Source organism: Paenibacillus sp. Cedars, from assembly GCF_003184205.1.
In the GTDB taxonomy this organism is placed as follows: domain Bacteria; phylum Bacillota; class Bacilli; order Paenibacillales; family Paenibacillaceae; genus Paenibacillus_AQ; species Paenibacillus_AQ glucanolyticus.
The window spans coordinates 5,150,001-5,167,970 of sequence record NZ_CP020866.1; the positions used below are offsets into that span (position 1 = coordinate 5,150,001).

The 17,970-nt window shown below is 50.2% G+C and carries 11 protein-coding genes; 5 read left to right on the forward strand and 6 right to left on the reverse strand.

All coding sequences use genetic code 11. From position 1 onward, the window contains the following. Window positions 1-68: 68 nt before the first annotated feature. Both B9D94_RS25245 and B9D94_RS25250 read right to left on the reverse strand, forming a co-directional pair. The gene (locus B9D94_RS25245; protein WP_148248268.1) at window positions 69-614 is read right to left on the reverse strand and encodes a RidA family protein; all 546 of its coding nucleotides are present in this window, start codon (window positions 612-614) and stop codon (window positions 69-71) included. A gap of 19 nt (window positions 615-633) precedes the next feature. After that, complete coding sequence (locus B9D94_RS25250; RefSeq protein ID WP_082834288.1) at window positions 634-2,244, reverse strand: flavin monoamine oxidase family protein; 1,611 nt, start codon at window positions 2,242-2,244, stop codon at window positions 634-636. A 281-nt stretch (window positions 2,245-2,525) separates the two neighbouring features. Between B9D94_RS25250 and B9D94_RS25255 the strand changes: the two genes are divergently transcribed. Continuing rightward, window positions 2,526-2,771 carry a MerR family transcriptional regulator gene (locus B9D94_RS25255; RefSeq protein WP_006208045.1) on the forward strand — a complete coding sequence of 82 codons (246 nt, stop codon included), beginning with the start codon at window positions 2,526-2,528 and terminating at the stop codon, window positions 2,769-2,771. A 22-nt stretch (window positions 2,772-2,793) separates the two neighbouring features. Further along, window positions 2,794-3,561 carry a twin-arginine translocase subunit TatC gene (tatC, locus tag B9D94_RS25260; RefSeq protein ID WP_063478506.1) on the forward strand — a complete coding sequence of 256 codons (768 nt, stop codon included), beginning with the start codon at window positions 2,794-2,796 and terminating at the stop codon, window positions 3,559-3,561. A gap of 178 nt (window positions 3,562-3,739) precedes the next feature. Here the strand turns inward: tatC and B9D94_RS25265 are convergent, their stop codons facing one another. Further along, window positions 3,740-5,245, reverse strand: a complete 1,506-nt coding sequence (locus B9D94_RS25265; RefSeq protein WP_006208042.1) for an HD-GYP domain-containing protein — start codon at window positions 5,243-5,245, stop codon at window positions 3,740-3,742. 652 nt (window positions 5,246-5,897) lie between these two features. On the opposite strand from B9D94_RS25265, the gene B9D94_RS31295 reads away from it, so the two are divergent. Continuing rightward, the gene (locus B9D94_RS31295; protein ID WP_216642858.1) at window positions 5,898-11,657 is read left to right on the forward strand and encodes a WIAG-tail domain; all 5,760 of its coding nucleotides are present in this window, start codon (window positions 5,898-5,900) and stop codon (window positions 11,655-11,657) included. 118 nt (window positions 11,658-11,775) lie between these two features. On the opposite strand, the gene B9D94_RS25285 is transcribed toward B9D94_RS31295, so the two are convergent. Then, window positions 11,776-13,023, reverse strand: a complete 1,248-nt coding sequence (locus B9D94_RS25285; protein WP_148248270.1) for an MFS transporter — start codon at window positions 13,021-13,023, stop codon at window positions 11,776-11,778. A 356-nt stretch (window positions 13,024-13,379) separates the two neighbouring features. Between B9D94_RS25285 and B9D94_RS25290 the strand changes: the two genes are divergently transcribed. Both B9D94_RS25290 and B9D94_RS25295 read left to right on the forward strand, forming a co-directional pair. Next, window positions 13,380-13,898, forward strand: a complete 519-nt coding sequence (locus B9D94_RS25290; protein WP_006208035.1) for a sigma-70 family RNA polymerase sigma factor — start codon at window positions 13,380-13,382, stop codon at window positions 13,896-13,898. Then, window positions 13,895-14,743, forward strand: coding sequence for a hypothetical protein (locus B9D94_RS25295; protein WP_148248272.1), 849 nt, complete (start codon window positions 13,895-13,897; stop codon window positions 14,741-14,743). The genes B9D94_RS25290 and B9D94_RS25295 overlap by 4 nt, the downstream gene beginning before the upstream one ends. Before the next feature lie 352 nt (window positions 14,744-15,095). Here the strand turns inward: B9D94_RS25295 and B9D94_RS25300 are convergent, their stop codons facing one another. Continuing rightward, complete coding sequence (locus B9D94_RS25300) at window positions 15,096-16,157, reverse strand: NAD(P)-dependent alcohol dehydrogenase (RefSeq protein ID WP_148248273.1); 1,062 nt, start codon at window positions 16,155-16,157, stop codon at window positions 15,096-15,098. 39 nt (window positions 16,158-16,196) lie between these two features. Further along, on the reverse strand, window positions 16,197-17,873 hold the full coding sequence (locus B9D94_RS25305; RefSeq protein ID WP_036643730.1) for a glycoside hydrolase family 13 protein: 1,677 nt from the start codon (window positions 17,871-17,873) through the stop codon (window positions 16,197-16,199). Window positions 17,874-17,970: the final 97 nt, after the last annotated feature.

Below are 17,970 nucleotides of genomic sequence, written 5' to 3' on the forward strand. Positions count from 1 at the left end.
GTAATAGGACTCTGTTTGACTCCTAAGCGCTGGATTTGTTATTTCTTTTTTTTCAACTATCCTGCTCCCTATTTCTTCTTACTCGGAAACACGGCTACCGCCTCAATCTCAATCAACCAATCGGAATTAACGAGACTGGCTACTCCTACGGTGGAACGAGCAGGCTTAACCGGATTCTCCTTCGTATTAAAGAATTGGGCGTAAGCATCAAACCAGCCGGTATAATCAAAACTTCCATTCTTGGCTGCATCCGGGGTCAGGTACACCCTCAGATAAACAACATCCTTCATTGTCAGTCCCTGCTCCTTCAGCTGCTTCTCAATCTCCTTCAGGATGCCGAGCCCCTGGGTTTTGGTGTCGCCATAACGTTCGTACACCGTTTTGCCATCCTTGTTCAATATAGGGGGCACCGTCCCGCTGGTATAGAGGTAAGAAGACCCTTCCGGCACAATTACCCCGCTTGAGATAGAAGAAGTAGGACTGCCGTAAAATTTAGGAGCGGGCGCTGCCTTGGATGGCTTCTTATGGACAGTGGCACTGTCTGCATACGCGGTGACGCTTACGGCACTGAATAACATGGTCAGAGCCAGTAACGTCTTCCATTGGTTTTTCATTGAATAGTCTCCCTTCAATTTAGGCTTTCATGACACGCTTATGGATATCGGTTACGACCTCACGTGCAGATTCGATGGCTCCTGCCTGCCAGGCCGTGATATAACTGATGTGCTCCCCTGCCAAATAAACGCGGTTATCCGGCTTGCACAAGGTAGGATAGTAGGTTTTCCTGTCGTTGGCGGAATAGGACACCCAGCCCCCTTCCTGGTACTTGGTCTTCTTCCAGTCGATGGAGTAGGAAGCCTCGAACTCCTTCAGATACTGCGGATGGATTTTGGCCCCTTGCGTCAGCGCTAGTCTCTCGCGCTCTGCGTACGACATGCCCCCAAGTTTGTCGGCAGTCCCCCCGTATGCATAGTAGCCGAGCAGAATTCCCTTTTTCCCGAAATAATCGGTCGGAGGATAGTAGATTTGCGTAATATCCATATTCGTGAGGCTGCTGCCGCCGTAGAGATCATCGTCTTCCTCCCAGAATCGCCGCTTGAACTGCAGACCGATTTTACCCGCGGAGGCGTATCCGACACTGCTGATGGCCTTGGACATCTCCGGCGAGAAGTCTGCCGGAATCTTCTTTAGTACCGTCAGCGGTATGGTACAGATACAGTAATCCCCTCGGAGCTCCTGATCTTTGCCGGAATTGCCATCCTTATACACGATCCGCACCCCCGAGGAGGATTGGCGAATCTCCTTCACCTCTGACTTGAACTTGATTCGGTTGCCAAGCCGCTTCTCAAATGCCTTCACGATGGCATCCATGCCGCCGACCGGATGAAACATCATCATCTGCTGGTCATAACTGTACTCATTGCTGAAATATTTACCGAAACCTGAATGAATGATGGCCTTCAGATCGAACGGATCCCGGAGAACCCCCGCATCCAGCCGGCTTCCCGGCTCATCCTTGTAACCGCCGCGTTCCGATCCCTTATAGAACAGGTCCGGATTCAGGTCCCCCTCGGCCTTCAGATAATCTACGAGCTTCAGCTTCTCTTCCGCCGTAAGCGGCAGATCCAGCGCGTTTTGATTCACCGCTTTGGCAAGCATCTCGGCAACATAACCGCGAACATCTGCCTTGGCCGCACGTTTAGGGACCCGCTGCCCGGATAACGCGCCAACGTTCTCGTTATAGTAATAGCCACTCTCATTCACATTGTTGAAGGGCTCGATGGCAACACCAAACTTCTTGCAATAATCAAGCGTGACATGAAACTGCGGGATCCGCATCGGGCCTGCATTGAAATAAAGTCCGTTATCAAAGCGGGAGGTCTGGCGACCTGAACCAATCTCCGCCACAGAGGTCCCTTTGCGGATTGTCCAGTTACGACCACCGGCGAATTCCTTCGCTTCCAAAATCGTACAGTCATAGCCTGCCAGCCCAAGCTCATAGGCTGCCGTTAAACCCGCTATCCCTGCTCCAAGAATGATGATTTTTTTGCCTCCACGGCCGCTAAGATTTAAGTCATTCTTACCGGGAGGCGTATATTCCGCTGCTTTCAACGTTTCAGGCGATAGGAGCCCCATCGTACCCATTAGACTGAAGACGGCAACAGATCCTCCCACTTTGCCAACGGTCGTCAGAAATTGTCTCCGGGTCATCTCTTTTTCTTTTGGTTGTTCTTTTGTAGCCACCCTCGTTCACTCCTTCGCTAGTTGTGCTGGATTGGATTCATGAGCCGATCTTAGCAAAGAAACCAAAATTTGACGTAAATTTTGTCAGGAATCCTAACATTGTTTTTTTATTTTTGAAAAACGATTGCTTTTTTCACTTCTTTTTCATAAAATCATGTCATAAATCCTTCCAAACGAAATGCAATTGCCCAATTATTACCGTTTTATCTTCTTTCATTTTTAATCCCAAGCCATTTAACAAAAGCTCAGGGTTAATAATACTTACATAGGAGGTAAAGTTCATGGAGAGTAAGGTGATGAGTATTGGGGTGGTTTGCGAACTGACTGGATTGACGGAACGACAAATTCGGTATTACGAGGAACGAAAGCTTGTTTTTCCGGAGCGTACCAAAGGAGGGAATCGCCGATATTCTTTTGAGGATGTGGAGAGCATCCAGGAAATTCATCGAAAAATGCAGGAGGGATTTAATACGTTTGAACTCAAGGAATTGAAGAAAAAACAGCGATGCACACCCATCTTCCGATGATGAACAAGGAGTGATCAAGACTATGGAGATCAAGAATACCATGACGATGCTGGAACATATCGCCGAGTTAAGGAAACGGATCCTGCAGGTGGCCGCCGTTTTTATACTTAGCATGGTCATCGGACTGATTGCCGCGCCTTACGTCTTATCAGTGCTAAAGCATCATTCGCCGGCATTTCAGGTAACCTGGAATGTATTCTCACCCTGGGACGGCCTGCGCATCTATATGAGCATCGGTATCGTCCTGTCGCTGCTGCCCACCCTGCCGTTTGCCCTGTATCAAATATGGCTGTTCGTTAACCAGGGATTGAACAACCGCGAGCAGAAAGCGGCACTCCGGTTCATCCCCTTCTCGGCCTTATGCTTCATCATAGGAGTAAGCTTTGCTTATTTTGTGGTTTTTCCCATGAGTCTTGCCTTTACAACGGGAATCAACAGTCAGATGGAGCTGGTGGAAACATATGGCGTCTCTCAGTACTTCGGGTTTATGTTCAATATTATGATCCCACTGTCACTGGCCTTCGAGCTGCCGGTTGTTGTCCTGTTCCTGACCCGGATCGGATTATTAAGCCCGGCTATCCTGCACACCATGCGGAGGTATGCCTATGTCATTCTGGTGATCATTGCAGCACTGATCTCCCCGCCTGATCTCGTCTCCCACCTCATGGTTGCTATCCCCCTGATTGGCTTGTACGAGATCAGTACATGGCTGGCAAGCCGGATGCACCACAAGCAAAAGCATGCTGAAATCGATGAAACGGAGATAGACGCAGCGAACCAGATGATATGACGCTTGTGAGCCAATACGGGAGACACTTCCTATGTTAACGCGCCTTGCTGCTGGTCCTGAGTCCAGGGAGGACAGTCTCAATCACCCGCACATCATAAAAAGGAGGCCGTTTACCTAACAGGTAACGGTCTCCTTTTTTAGAAGCAACGAAAACAAGTCTTGCATTCGCCGCTTGCCCTTAACGGATTGAAATGACCTTCTTCTCCGTTTTCATATATTTAACGAACATGCCCGCATAATCAGGATCCCACTGGGTTCCCCTGCCAGCCTCCAGTATGTTCAAGGCATCCACGGACTTCATGCCGCTGCGGTACGGTCGATCAGAGGTCATCGCATCATAAGCATCAGCCACCGCAATGATCCGGCCAAACAGCGGGATTTCTTTCCCCTTCAGCCCGTCAGGGTAACCGGCTCCGTCGTACCGCTCGTGATGGGAACGCACCCCTTCCAAATAAGGGGCCATGGCGTCAGCCGGCTCGATCTGCAGCAGAATGTTCTCTCCTTGTGCCGGATGGGCTTTCACTTGATCGAATTCCTCTGCCGTCAGCTTTCCTTCCTTCAACAGAATATTGTCGCGGACCCCGATTTTTCCGATATCATGCAGCAGTGCCGTCTTATGCAGGATATCGACCTCCTTTTCGCTCAAACCAGCCAGACGGCCGATTAACACCGAATATTCCGCTACCCGAAGCGAATGTCCCGCTGTATAGGGGTCTCTTGCATCAAGCGCTGCTGCCAAGGCAGCAAAATAGCTGTCCAACAGCTTGCGGTTTCGCTCTTCCCGCACCTGAAGCCCTCGAACCATCATATTAAACCCTGCAATCAAGTTGGAAAATTCATCGGAATACAGATTGGAGGTCTGAATGAGGCGGCCTTCCTTAATCTCATTCATTGCCCTGTACAACTGCCGGATCGGGCGCTGTAAATCCTGAGTCAACAGCCAGGCGCCAACATAAGCAAAGCCTACGCCCAGCAGCAAAATGAATCCTGCCCATCCCCAGTACTGCTGGGCTATGATCTGACTGAGCCCCTCCAGCCGAATCTGGACCGCGAGACTGAACAGAAACAAGGGAAAGGTACCGATCAGCATCGTACTCAGCAGAAATTTGGTTCGAATTGCCATGAATACATGGCCTTCCAATGAAAAATCCACACCATAACGAGACAACGCCTGCCGCCTGATCTCCTTGATTAACGGACGGATTGCAGCTATCGTCAGAAAAAATTCAATCATTGCATGACAGCTGGCAAGGAGAATAGCTCCAAGACAAGCCAGCCATATGTAAAAAGGGGGAAAGTTCAGCTTCCCCTGCTCCATCATCCAAACAGTAAGTACTATGGCCGGAAGGGATAAACCCAATAAATGAGGACCGAATATACGATATACTGCCATTCGCGGCATCCGATGAACGCTCAAATATGCTTTTTCCAACACTTCCAGATCGATGTTGTCTTCATCAAATCCCGCATGAATCGGTCGTAAGTGCCTAAGAAAAATTGTCAGCTCTGATGCAATCATAACCATAAACGAAATAGCGAGAATGATCATAAGACGTGCGCCTTCCTCGAACGGGATGTCCAAGGTCGTAACCATCAATACGCCACCCACAACAAGCACAGCTGCAGAGGACCCAATCATATAGTTCCGGATGAGCTGCTTAAGAAAAGACTTATACAGTTGCATGGTACGCCTACTTTCGTTGACAGATAATAAATATCGGCGAGGCATATTCATTGTAAATCAGAACTTATTCGACATTATGCTACAATTTTAAGAGGGCATCAGCGGAATTTGCAAGAAAAATTTGTTAATATGAATATCGTTGGAAATCGGAAAAAAATCAAGCGCTTTTACACAACATTCTAATACATGTTTGAATATCTTTGCTTATTAGAACATACTATGATATAATAAGTAATTGTTACATGAAGTTTAACCCCGTTAGTTCCTCGAAACATGGTTATTTACATCTCTGTTGAAGTGAAAATTCCTATTTTAATGACCCTAAGAGTAAGAGTTTTATGGAACGTTTTTCTGATTCACACTGGAGCGGTCATCGGAGCCGCAAGGACGAAAGAGAGGCAGGGCTTTTGTTGTTTTAGAATGATTCTTGAAGAAACTTCAAATACGGAACCAACTGTGCAGCCAGCCCATACTGGTCGTCAGGGGTTAAATTTTATATGCGCATTTAGCGCCAAATCAAGGACTCGGCCTTTGCCGGGTCCTTTTCCATGCCTCCCTTCGCACGCCCTTTTCGAATACCGAAAGACAGTGACAGCCGCCTAAACGGCTGCATATGATACCGAAGACGATCATTCGGAAGGAGCGTGTTGTTTTGAAAAAAAAGAAGAAAAGCGCTGTGTTTTCAACTGCCCAGTCCTACATGATAGATCCCAATACAAGAGAGCTTGACCTGCTGGAGCGCACGAAAGAGCACAGTCACCATAAGGAAACCGACAGAGAGGCCCACATTCTATCATCGGCTCCTGTTGCGGATCTGGAAGAGAATGCCGTTGGCATTAGCGAATTGCAGCAAACGAACGAAACCATGGACGAAGACATAATCAACCAGGTTATATCGGACCAAAATTCCCTTTTGCAAACTGCCCCAGATTCAGATTCGACCAATGAAACCCCTGCCTTCGATCTAGCATCACAAGCTGTCGATTCCAGCAATCCTGCTGCTTCGGATGTCGATCTCAGTTCTCCTGCAGTATCGGATGCCGAGCAAGTGCAGCTCATAACGGAAAAAGAAATGCCAGGAATCAAAGGAGCATTCATATTCACTGAAGATATTGGTGAATTTGCCATAACCGAAAACCGGATCGCTTCCAAAGCGGTCACAGCATCCAAACTGGCGCGCGCATCGGTGGGTCCCGAAGCTATCCAGGACCATAGCGTTACCAGCCTTCACCTGGCCGACGAAGCGGTGACCTCGGGTAAAATCGCGCCATTATCGGTCACGGGAGATCATCTGATGGATGGTATCTTATCCACGCGCAAGCTTCGGGACGGCTCTGTGAATGCCAGTAAAATCAAGGATAGCAGCATCACTTCACAGAAGCTGGCAGACCACGCTGTGACTGGCGATAAAATCGCGGATGGTGCCATATCTGCCCGTCACCTTGAGCAGCTTCTCATTACAACCGAACTGCTTGATAACCACGCGGTTCACGGGGACAAAATCGCATCAAGCGCCGTGGAAACGCGCCATCTCGCGAATGAGACCGTGCACAACTCCAAGCTGGCCGACCTTGCGGTTACCTCTTCCAAAATCCGTGACGGTGCCGTCACCGGAAATAAAATTGCCAACGATGCCGTAAATGGTTCCCACATCCTGCCGCAGAGCGTTGACAGTGAGCATCTGGTGAAGAAGGCCGTCACAGAAAAGCATATCGCACTCGGCAGCATTGGATCAGAGCAAATCGCGACTGGAGCTGTTAACGCTGCACATATCAAAGAAGGTTCGTTGAACGCCCGCCATCTGGAGGATGGAGCCATTGGATCAGAGCAAATCCAGCCGGGTGCCATAGGACCGGTCCAAATCAATAAAAACGCTGTATCCACCCACCATCTGGCCGATTTCAGCGTAACCAGCTCCAAGCTCGCCGATCAGTCTGTTCATACGGCAAAGCTGGTTGAGCAAGCCGTTACGGCTTCGAAAATCGCAGATCAGAGCATTCTCCCGCACAAAATCGCCAATGAGGCTGTTCAAACCCGCCATCTGGCCAAGGGAGCTGTGGAATCGAGCCAAATTGCAGCAGCGGCTGTTCAAACCGAGCATTTTGCTGCACAGGCAGTGAATGCAGAGCATATTGCAAAAGGCAGTATCCTACCTCAGCATTTGGCTCCTCAAAGCGTGCCTGGCACTGCCATTCAGTCCAAAACGATAACGGACCAGCATCTGGCTGACGGAGCTATCGGGAAACGGCATCTTCAGGCCGCATCCGTCGAAGAAGATACGCTGGCACCCGAGAGCGTAACCAGCCAAAAGCTCGCGCTTGGTTCGGTTGGCGGGGCCATTATTGCACAGGATGGCGTGACCTCCAGCAATATTGCCAGCCAATCGATACAGCAGCAGCACTTGGCCGCAGGCAGCGTAGGTACGAGAGCCTTGCAAGAAGGGGCCGTTCACGAGTCCCACCTGGCTGAGAGTTCCATTGCAAGCCGTCATCTGCAGAAGGAAAGCGTACGGACAGAATCGCTCGGATTCGGCTCCGTAACGACAGATAAAATCGCGGCTGGCAGCATTCTGGAGTCCTCCATCGGCGATGGAGTTATTGCGCCTCGGCATTTGGGGGACCATGCAGTAACTTCTCTGAAGCTGTCTCCGGAAAGTGTATCCACGGATAAACTGACCGACCTTGCCGTAACGACATCCAAGCTTGCCGAGGGCAGCGTATCTGCTGGAAAAATTGCAGCACAAGCGGTTCAACCCATTCATCTGTCGCCTGATGCTGTAACCGCGGAGGCGATTCAGAATCAGGCCGTAACCTCAGATAAGATTGCACCGCAAGCCGTAGAGGGCGCCCATCTGGGACTGGAAACCATCTTGGGTAAACACATTGTGCAGGAAGCCATTCATGGTTATCACTTGAAAAAGAAATCCGTCACCTTAAGCCATCTGGCCGACGAAAGCCGTTCTGCAGAAGTGTTATTTGCCGATGCCAGCATTCCGGGCACTAAGCTTGAGTCACAGTCCATTACAGAAAACCACCTCTCGCCTTCATCGGTCTCGGGTACAACACTGCAAGCACATGCCGTGAGTGGCGACAAAATCAAGCCTCTCTCCATCTCTGCTGTTCATCTGCAGGAGGCGAGTGTCCAGTCGGATCATCTGGGTGTGGAGATAATCAAGACCCAGCATATTGACGAGGACTCTGTGACCGATCGCCATATTGCTTCCGGCTCCATCAACGCTGGGCATATTCAAGATGAGAGCATTGAGTCCGCGCATCTCACGAGAGGCGCTGTTCTCTCAGAGCATATTGCCGGAGAATCGATTGATGGCGGGCATCTCACCGAGGGTGCTGTTGGCTCCAGACATGTGGAATTGTTCTCGATTCAGAGCAATCACTTGGCTCCGTATTCCATCAACTCTGCACATCTCGGAAATCAGTCCGTCAGTCATGTCCACCTGCAGCCAGACAGCGTTGGAGTTGATCAATTGCAGCCAGGTGCTGTTAAATCTCGGCAGCTGGCCGAAGGCGCTGTTCTTCCGCATCACCTGCAAACCCATTGCATCGGTTCGCAGCATATCGAAGCTGGTGCGATCACAACAGAACTTCTGCAGGATGGCGGAATAACAGGAAGCAAGATTGCAGAGGCTTCCATCACCGGGGTACATGTTGCCGATGGCTCTCTTACTGGTACTCAAATTGCCAATAGTTCCCTTACCGGCGCTCAAATCGCTGACGGCTCCATCGGCAGCAGACATCTCGGCCCCGATGCTTTCGATAACTTCACCTTATTCGAGGGCTCGATTTCGGGAGAGCATATTGCTGCTGGCTCCCTTACCGGCGATAAAATTGCAGAGGTTTCCATATCGGCTGCGCATGTTGTCGATGGCTCCCTTACTGGCACTCAAATTGCCGATGGGTCCATTACCGGCACTCAAATCGCTGATGGCTCCATCGCCAGCCAACACCTGGGTCCCGATGCCTTCGATAACTTCGTATTAGACGAAGGTTCTGTGACTGGCGACAAAATCGCCAAAGCTTCTATCACTGGGGCGCATGTGGCCGATGGCTCTCTTACTGGCACTCAAATTGCCAATAGTTCCCTGACGGGTGATCAAATCGCTGATGGCTCCATCGACAGCAGACATCTCGGCCCTGATGCCTTCGACAACTTCACCTTAGTCGATGGTTCGGTCACTGGGGACAAAATCGCAGAGGCTACTATTACTGGGGTGCATGTGGCCGATGGCTCTCTTACTGGCACTCAAATCGCCAATAGTTCCCTTACCGGCGCTCAAATCGCTGACGGCTCCATCGGCAGCAGACATCTCGGCCCCGATGCTTTCGATAACTTCACCTTATTCGAGGGCTCGATTTCGGGAGAGCATATTGCTGCTGGCTCCCTTACCGGCGATAAAATTGCAGAGGTTTCCATATCGGCTGCGCATGTTGTCGATGGCTCCCTTACTGGCACTCAAATTGCCGATGGGTCCATTACCGGCACTCAAATCGCTGATGGCTCCATCGCCAGCCAACACCTGAGTCCCGATGCCTTCGATAACCTCACCTTAGTCGATGGTTCGGTCACTGGGGACAAAATCGCAACGGCTACTATTACTGGAGAGCATATTGCCGAGGGCTCCCTATCCGGCAGCCAAATCGCGGGCGGTTCCTTGACTGGTTATCAAATTGCTGATGGCTCCATTGAAAGCCGCCATCTCGGCCCTGATGCCTTCGATAACCTCACCTTAGTCGACGGTTCGGTCACTGGGGACAAAATTGCAGAGGCTTCTATTACTGGAGAGCATATCGCTGTTGGCTCCATAGCCAGCCAACATCTGGGTCCCGATGCCTTCGACAACTTCACCTTATACGAGGGCTCGATTTCGGGAGAGCATATTGCTGATGGCTCCCTTACCGGCACTCAAATCGCTGATGGTTCCATTGAAAGCCGCCATCTTGGCCCTGATGCCTTCGACAACTTCACCTTAGTCGATGGTTCGATCACTGGGGACAAAATCGCAGAGGCTTCTATTACTGGAGAGCATATTGCCGAGGGCTCCCTGACAGGTAATAAAATTGCCGATAGTTCCATTGAAAGCCGCCATCTCGGCCCTGATGCCTTCGACCACTTCACATTAGTCGATGGTTCGGTCACTGGGGACAAAATTGCGGCGGCTTCTATTACTGGAGAGCATATCGCTGATGGCTCCATCGCCAGCCAACATCTGGGTCCCGATGCCTTCAACAACTTCACATTAGTCGATGGTTCAATCACTGGGGACAAAATTGCGGCGGCTTCCATCACTGGGGCAAATATTGTCGATGGCTCCCTATACGGCATCCAGATTGCCGATGGTTCTCTTACCGGCACTCATATAGCTGATGGCTCCCTTACCGGTTCTAAGATCGCCAAGGGTTCCATCGAAAGCCGCCATCTCGGCCCTGATGCCTTCGACAACTTCACCTTAGTCGATGGTTCGGTCACTGGGGACAAAATTGCGGAGGCTTCCATCACTGGGGCAAATATCGCCGATGGCTCCCTATCCGGCATCCAGATCGCCGATGGCTCCCTTACCGGTTCTCAGATTGCCGATAGTTCCATTGAAAGCCGCCATCTTGGCCCTGATGCCTTCGACAACTTCACCTTAAACGAATGCTCGATCACGGGCGACAAAATCGCAGAGGCTTCTATTACTGGAGAGCATGTGGCTGAGGGCTCCCTATCCGGTATCCAAATCGCCGATGGCTCCCTTACTGGCACTCAGATTGCCGATGGTTCCATCGAGAGCCGTCATCTCGCTCCCGATGCCTTCGACAACTTCACCTTAAACGAAGGCTCGATCACGGGCGATAAAATTGCAGAGGCCACTATTACAGGAGAGCATATCGCCGCTGGCTCCCTATCCGGCATCCAAATTGCCGACGGCTCCCTTACTGGCACTCAAATCGCCGAGGGCTCTATCGACAGCCGCCATCTCAGCCCGGATGTTTGCAGCAACTTCACCATAGACGAAGGATCAATCACTGGGGACAAAATCGCAGAGGCTTCCATCACAGGAGCACATGTTGCCGATGGAACGATTACCGGACAACAGCTGGCTGAGGGTACTATCACGACAGAACACTTGGACTTTACTCCAATACGCGGCATAGCTGGACAGCCGAAGCTGCAGCAATTCGGAATGACTCCTTTCGTGTTTGGAGCTGATGCACTGACCGAGGTAACCGTCCAGTTCGATGAGCCCTTTGCCGGAATTAATTATGTCATAGTAGGGATGAGCAACAATCCGGGCTTCCAGATCTCCTTGAAGTCCCAGCGCGAGAACAGCGCCGTCTTGGAAGTGATCCGTCAGCAAAACTGCAATCTTGCCTACGGCTTCATGTCCTGGATTGCCATCGGTCCTTCCCTGTAACCTCCACACCAATTCAAGGAGGCTCTCCCGCAGCATCCAACGGGAGAGCCTCCTATTTCAATGACCAGATTGTTCAAGGATGCAAAAAAAGACGAGTTTTAAGCTCGTCTTTTTTCCATTAATTCAGAGATGAATCTGTGCGGAGCCCCTCACCTATTTCCGGTAATCTCGAACGTATCCGCAAGGCATAACAGCCCGAAATGAACATAATCGCAGCTGCAATGATATACGTAGCCCGCACACCGAATTGGTCGGTAATGAAGCCGAACAACAGTGTGGACACGCCGAATACCAGCGATATCAGAGCACTTTGAGCCGCATACACTTTGGGCAGCAATCGAACGGACACACTTCGCTGCAGGGTGGTTTGTAGCGAAACAGCCTTCAATTGTTCGAACATACCAAAGCCGGCCGAGAACACGAGTGCCAACCAGGGCAACGAGGTAAGTCCGAAGCCGAACGTCATGAAGCTGATGCCAAAGGAAGAGATAATTACAAACTGACGGATGTTGCGGTCAATCACCTCCGCAGCTCTCATTCCAAACAGTCCGCCAAGCATGAGCCCGAGGAAGAAGCTTGCATTGATGTAACCCCACCACGCCTCTTCCCTATGCAGCACCTCCGCTACATATACATAGATGATAGCCGCAATCCAGATCACACCCGCAATCGTCTCCAGCACAAAAATCACATGGATCGCCCGGAGTGAGGGCTCCCTCCAAATAAGTATCCACTCTTCTTGGATCGAACTCCAATGCGATACTCCGGATTTTTCCTTCTGCCCTTGGGGTGTTTCATGCTGATCCTCGATCAGCCTCATGAAAATAGCGGCGGCTGCAGCCAGAACAAAGGTAACCCCTATCACATTGCTGCCCCCAAGGGCTGCCACCAGCAGTCCTCCTACGGCCCATCCGCCCAGTTGAATCATCTGATCGACAAGCGCTATGAAGCTGTTCGCTTTCGTTAACTCGCTGGTATCCACGAGACGCGGCAGCATGGCATGGCTTGCAGGCGCAGCCCAGCCATCAAGCAATGAGATGAGGAATACGAATCCGAGAATGGCGTAGACCGTCATCTCCTGCTCACCCAGCGCATAGTCGGTCATGATCAATAGAAATAACATGGCCGTTTTTCCAATTTGAGACGAAGCAAGCAGCGACTTGAGATTGTATTTATCCATTAAAATGGGCGCAAAGCTCCCGCTTATAAACCGTGCCATCGTTGTGGCAAAAGGAATCAACGCCATAAACATGGCAGATCCTGTTATCCCATGAACGATAGCCATCAAACCGACAATATAAAATAAATCGCCGCTGTTGGCGAGTGCCTGACCCACCCAGAGATAACGAAAAGATTTCCTCTTCATCTTTCTACCCCAATTCTGTATTTAGTTGTGTTGGTTAGGGTAGAAAAACCTACATACTCTGGCCTCCAGACATTTTATATGCTTAATATAGTAACATCATTAAAGACTCCTGTTAAGGTAATGGCTTATTTTTCAGACCCTCCCTTTCCCTGCCGGTATCAGCTTTTGATGACCCTGATTTTACTGGTACATCTCCCCATTCGCCTATTTTTTGTCCCAAGCTAAAACTATTTGCCCGGCTCCAAGGTCTAATGATCAGTCAAGCGCACTCAAGTACTTGAGATGATCCAAGCCAGCCAATGAATAGATCAAACGAATTCGTGCAATGACATTAATACTAGTGCTAGTAGTTAGGGGTGAGTGAACTGAGAGCGAAAGAATCGCAGCAAAAACAGTTCAGCGAAAATATTGAGAAATGCAGAAACAAGTTATATCGGGTGGCCTATTGCTATGTCAAAAACGAGCAAGAGGCGCTGGATATCGTATCGGAGGCGACCTATAAGGGGTACCTCGCATATGAGCGGATGAATACGCCGCAGTACTTTGATTCCTGGATGACCCGAATTGTCATTAACGCTGCCATCGACCATCTCGGTCGTAAAAAACGGGTTACCTATATGGAAGACCACGCTCAAGACTATGCAGCTGCCGAGCATGCCGTGCCACTGGAAGAAAAACTGGATTTATATGATGCGCTGGACAGACTGATGCCAGAAGAAAAAACCTATATCATTCTGAAATTTTTTGAGGATCTGCGCTTTCGAGAAATGGCGGATGTGCTGTCATTATCCGAGAACACCGTCAAGACCAAGTTCTACCGCACTATCGGTAAATTAAAAACGTATCTAATCGAGGGAGAGGTCGATCGTCTATGACAGGAAAAGAACGCTATGAACACATTGAAATCCCAGCCCAGCTTGCCAGCGTTATGGAATCGGCTCAGAGAAAAGCAGCCGCACGTAAAAGATCCATGCGAATGATGAGGTACTCTTCCGTTGTTGCAGCAGCCGTTGCCCTGCTCTTCGTGATAAATATTCCGACGGTGGCTAATGCCCTATCCAAAGTACCCGTAGTGGGCAGCATCGTTCAGGTGCTCCAATTCGGAGGCGGAGGCGAAGTCACAGACGGTGTTACCGTGGGAACGGAAGCTTCCGAGGATGTGTTCAAGATTCATTTTGACCAGGAGGGCCAGTCCGTTTCCAGCGTACCTGCCTACACTGTGGATCACCGTGATGCGCCAAACCGTCTGATCTTTACGTTCAACGGGGTTCGAAACTTTGATTACGAAACCATCAAAAAAGATATGCTGGCGCTCCCGCTCGTGAAGGATGTCTATGAAAACGTCATTTTGGATGATTCGGCCATGCGATTTGTTGTTGAACTGAAGGATGGCGTGAAACATACCGTTTCCGAATATAAAGATCCTGGGTATATCGAGCTGAAGCTCACTTCTACCGGCGAGCCGGTAACACCGCAAGAGGTCTTCTACATTCGCAGTGAAGAGATGCCGCAAGGGGAATCCCTCGCTATCCTTGAAGAGATTTACATTGAAGACGATGTGACCTTCATCAAGACCGCCAGCAGCAACTTCATTGCGGTCATTGGCGGATTTGATACCCGTGAAGAAGCCGAGCAGAAGCTCAGCGAAATCTTGGCTCGTGAGAGCTACAGCGATGATCTCCGCATCGACAGCTGGATGAGCAATGAACGCCCGGACTAATCCGGATTATCAAAAAAGCACCGCTCCGACAAATGTTGGAGCGGTGCTTTTTATAGGATTCGACTTCACTCTTTAGCGTTATGAACGCGTCAGACCCGGAAGCGACTCTCCGGCTGCAGGGGCAGAGCTTCCACACGCGCGGTGTTCGGATATTTGATTCCCGCTCCGGTGTTCAGCACCACCACGGTACAGCCGCTCCAAATCATATTTGCCAGCCTCCCGTTCATGTCGTCTATTTATTATTTTAGGATATTCCGACTTTTTAACCATTTACAACAGTTTCTTATGCATACAAAAAAGCAAGGCTCCTTCCCGGAGCCCTGCTCATTCTTTCAAAAAATTCAGCTGAATATTATGCGGTTGGATGAGGATAGATCATGACTTTTACACTGGTTTCCTTCTGCGTTCTGGCTAGCTCGACGGCCTCCTCAATCTGATCTAGCGAAAACCGATGGGTGATGATGTCCCGTATGCGGCTGTCCTTGTTCTGCAGCATCTGAATGGCGGCCGGATAAGTGTTCGCGTAGCGGAACACCCCGAATACATCCAGCTCGGCATCAACCAAAGCGCCAATGTCCAACGGAATGGCATCGCGTGTCGGCAGGCCTACAAATACAATTCGTCCCCCGCGATTCACGTAACCGATCGAATCCGAGATGGCACCGGCATTACCGGATGTTTCAATGATAAGATCAATCCCTTGGCCGCCCGTAAGTTCGTACAAGCGGTCGGTAACGTCCTCCTCCAGTGGATTGATCACGCCGGAAGCTCCCATCTGAAGGGCCAGATTACGACGGTATTCAACGACGTCGCTGCCATACACCTGAGAGGCCCCGGACATTTTGGCGGCTTCGATAGCCAGCAAGCCGATCGGTCCCAGCCCGAGCACAAACACTCGATCCTCCGGGCGGATACGCCCGCGGCGGACGGCATGGAGGCCTACGGACAGCGGCTCAAGCAAAGCGCCCTCTTCAAAGGACATCTCATCCGGCAGACGGAACAGAAAGTCGCTGCGAACCGCCACGTATTCTGCCCAAGCCCCATCCACCGGAGGCGTGGCCATAAATACAACATCCGGACACAGGTTGTAGCGCCCGCTCTTACAATAGGAGCAGCGCCCGCATGTGACACCCGGCTCTACGGCCACACGGTCGCCGACGGCCACGTTTGTCACCTTTTCTCCTGTTTTTACAACAACTCCTGCAAGCTCATGTCCCAGAATCAACGGTTCTTTGACCTCATACCTGCCTATTCGTCCGTGCTCATAGTAATGCACATCCGAACCGCAAATGCCAATGCAATAAACCTGAATCAAGGCCTCATCCGGCTTCGGCTCCGGAATAGGGACCTGCTTCACCCCAATGGATAAAGGGCGATCAAGAACCGCTGCAGACATCATGTTAAGTTGTGACAAACTGCATTCACCTCTAATCTCAAGAAATCGCTTTCTTACTTAGTTTACACGATAAACTATCGCTTCATAAGGCTTTAGAGTGAATTGATTCAAACTTCGGTCAGAACGATCATAATTCGAGAGTACAACTTCCGGAAGAAGGTCACGCCATTCCGCTGGAAACTGAAAATCTGGCGTTCTGCCATAAAAGTTCAGCACGATCAGATAGCTTTCCTTCCCTAAGGTTCTGGAATAAGCGAATATTTCCGGATGCTCCTGAAGTAAAGCCTGATATTTACCGTAGATCAGCACTTCACTGGATTTGCGCAGACGAATCAATGCTTTATAGTAATTCAAAATGGAATCAGGATCCGTTAGCTGCTGCTCCACATTGATCTCGTGATAATTCGGATTGGAGCGGATCCAGGGCACAACGGTTGAGAAGCCGCCATAGAGCGTGTCATCCCACTGCATCGGCGTCCTTGCATTGTCCCGAGCCCGGTAAGCTATTCTGCGCATCGTCTCGGATACGTCCTTCCCGTCAAGAAGCCGCTCTCGATAATAATTGTAAATCTCGACATCCCTGTAATCACTCAGCTCGGCAAACTCCACATTCGTCATCCCGATTTCCTGCCCCTGGTAAATAAACGGCGTTCCCTGCATTAGCATAAAAAAGGTCGCCAGCATCTTGGACGATTCCTTGTGATAATGAACCGGATCGCCAAAGCGGGATACCGAGCGCGGTTGATCATGGTTTTCCAAATACAGGGCATTCCAGCCTACGCCCTCAAGACCGGTCTGCCATTTGTTCATGATGCGCTTCCATTCAGCCAAATCCCAGGTTGCATAATCCCAACGTCCTTCAGGACCAAAATCCAGATTGACGTGCTCAAACTGAAAAATCATGTTCAATGCTCCGCTCGTTTCCCCGATCCAGCGATCTGCTTCAGTTATCGGTATTCCGCTTGCTTCGCCAACCGTCATGATATCGTAGTCTGCAAAAGCTTCCCGTTTAAATTGCTGGAGAAACTCATGGATTCCCTCAATATTCCGGTGACCCGGGTTGGAGTCCACGTAACGGAGATTGTTCGGGTTTGGCATATCCGGTAATCCCGGAAGCTTCTTAATATGGGTAATCGCATCCACCCGAAAACCATCGATCCCTTTATCCAGCCACCAACGGATCATGCGAACCAGGTCATGCCTGACCATTGGATTCTCCATGTTTAAATCGGGCTGCTTTTTGGAATAGAGGTGGAGGTAATACTGCTCCGTATGTGCGTCATACTCCCAAGCGGAACCTGTAAACACCGACTCCCAGTTGTTTGGCTCCGCCCCGTTCCTGGCATCCCGCCAGATATAATAATCACGCTTCGGATTGCCACGGGAGGAACGGGACTCTATAAACCACGGATGCTCGTCCGAGGTATGGTTGATGACAAGATCCATAATAATACGCATGCCCCGCTTATGGATTTCTGTCATCAGCAGATCAAAGTCGGCCATCGACCCGAACTCCGTCATAATGTCCTGATAATCGCTGATATCATAACCGTTGTCGTCGTTAGAGGATCGATAGATGGGACAGATCCAGATGATATCAATCCCTAGATCCTTCAAGTAATCGAGACGGGACATAACCCCTTGCAAATCTCCGATGCCGTCTCCGTTTGAATCCATGAAACTGCGCGGATAAATTTCATAGGCAACGGCTTCCTTCCACCATACTTTATGCATTGTTATATCCCCCGTTTAAATAAAGCTCATAGCGCTAATTCTATTTGGATAAGCTGCTTCGTGGACCCATAATCATGACCTGCCTGCGCGCATCTGG

Bases quoted from the DNA above. Each gene is read 5' to 3' on its own strand.
- B9D94_RS25265 (WP_006208042.1), bottom strand. From the start codon at position 5,245: ATGCAACTGTATAAGTCTTTTCTTAAGCAGCTCATCCGGAACTATATG.
- tatC (WP_063478506.1), top strand. From the start codon at position 2,794: ATGGAGATCAAGAATACCATGACGATGCTGGAACATATCGCCGAGTTA.
- B9D94_RS25295 (WP_148248272.1), top strand. From the start codon at position 13,895: ATGACAGGAAAAGAACGCTATGAACACATTGAAATCCCAGCCCAGCTT.
- B9D94_RS25285 (WP_148248270.1), bottom strand. From the start codon at position 13,023: ATGAAGAGGAAATCTTTTCGTTATCTCTGGGTGGGTCAGGCACTCGCC.
- B9D94_RS25255 (WP_006208045.1), top strand. From the start codon at position 2,526: ATGGAGAGTAAGGTGATGAGTATTGGGGTGGTTTGCGAACTGACTGGA.
- B9D94_RS25305 (WP_036643730.1), bottom strand. From the start codon at position 17,873: ATGCATAAAGTATGGTGGAAGGAAGCCGTTGCCTATGAAATTTATCCG.
- B9D94_RS25245 (WP_148248268.1), bottom strand. From the start codon at position 614: ATGAAAAACCAATGGAAGACGTTACTGGCTCTGACCATGTTATTCAGT.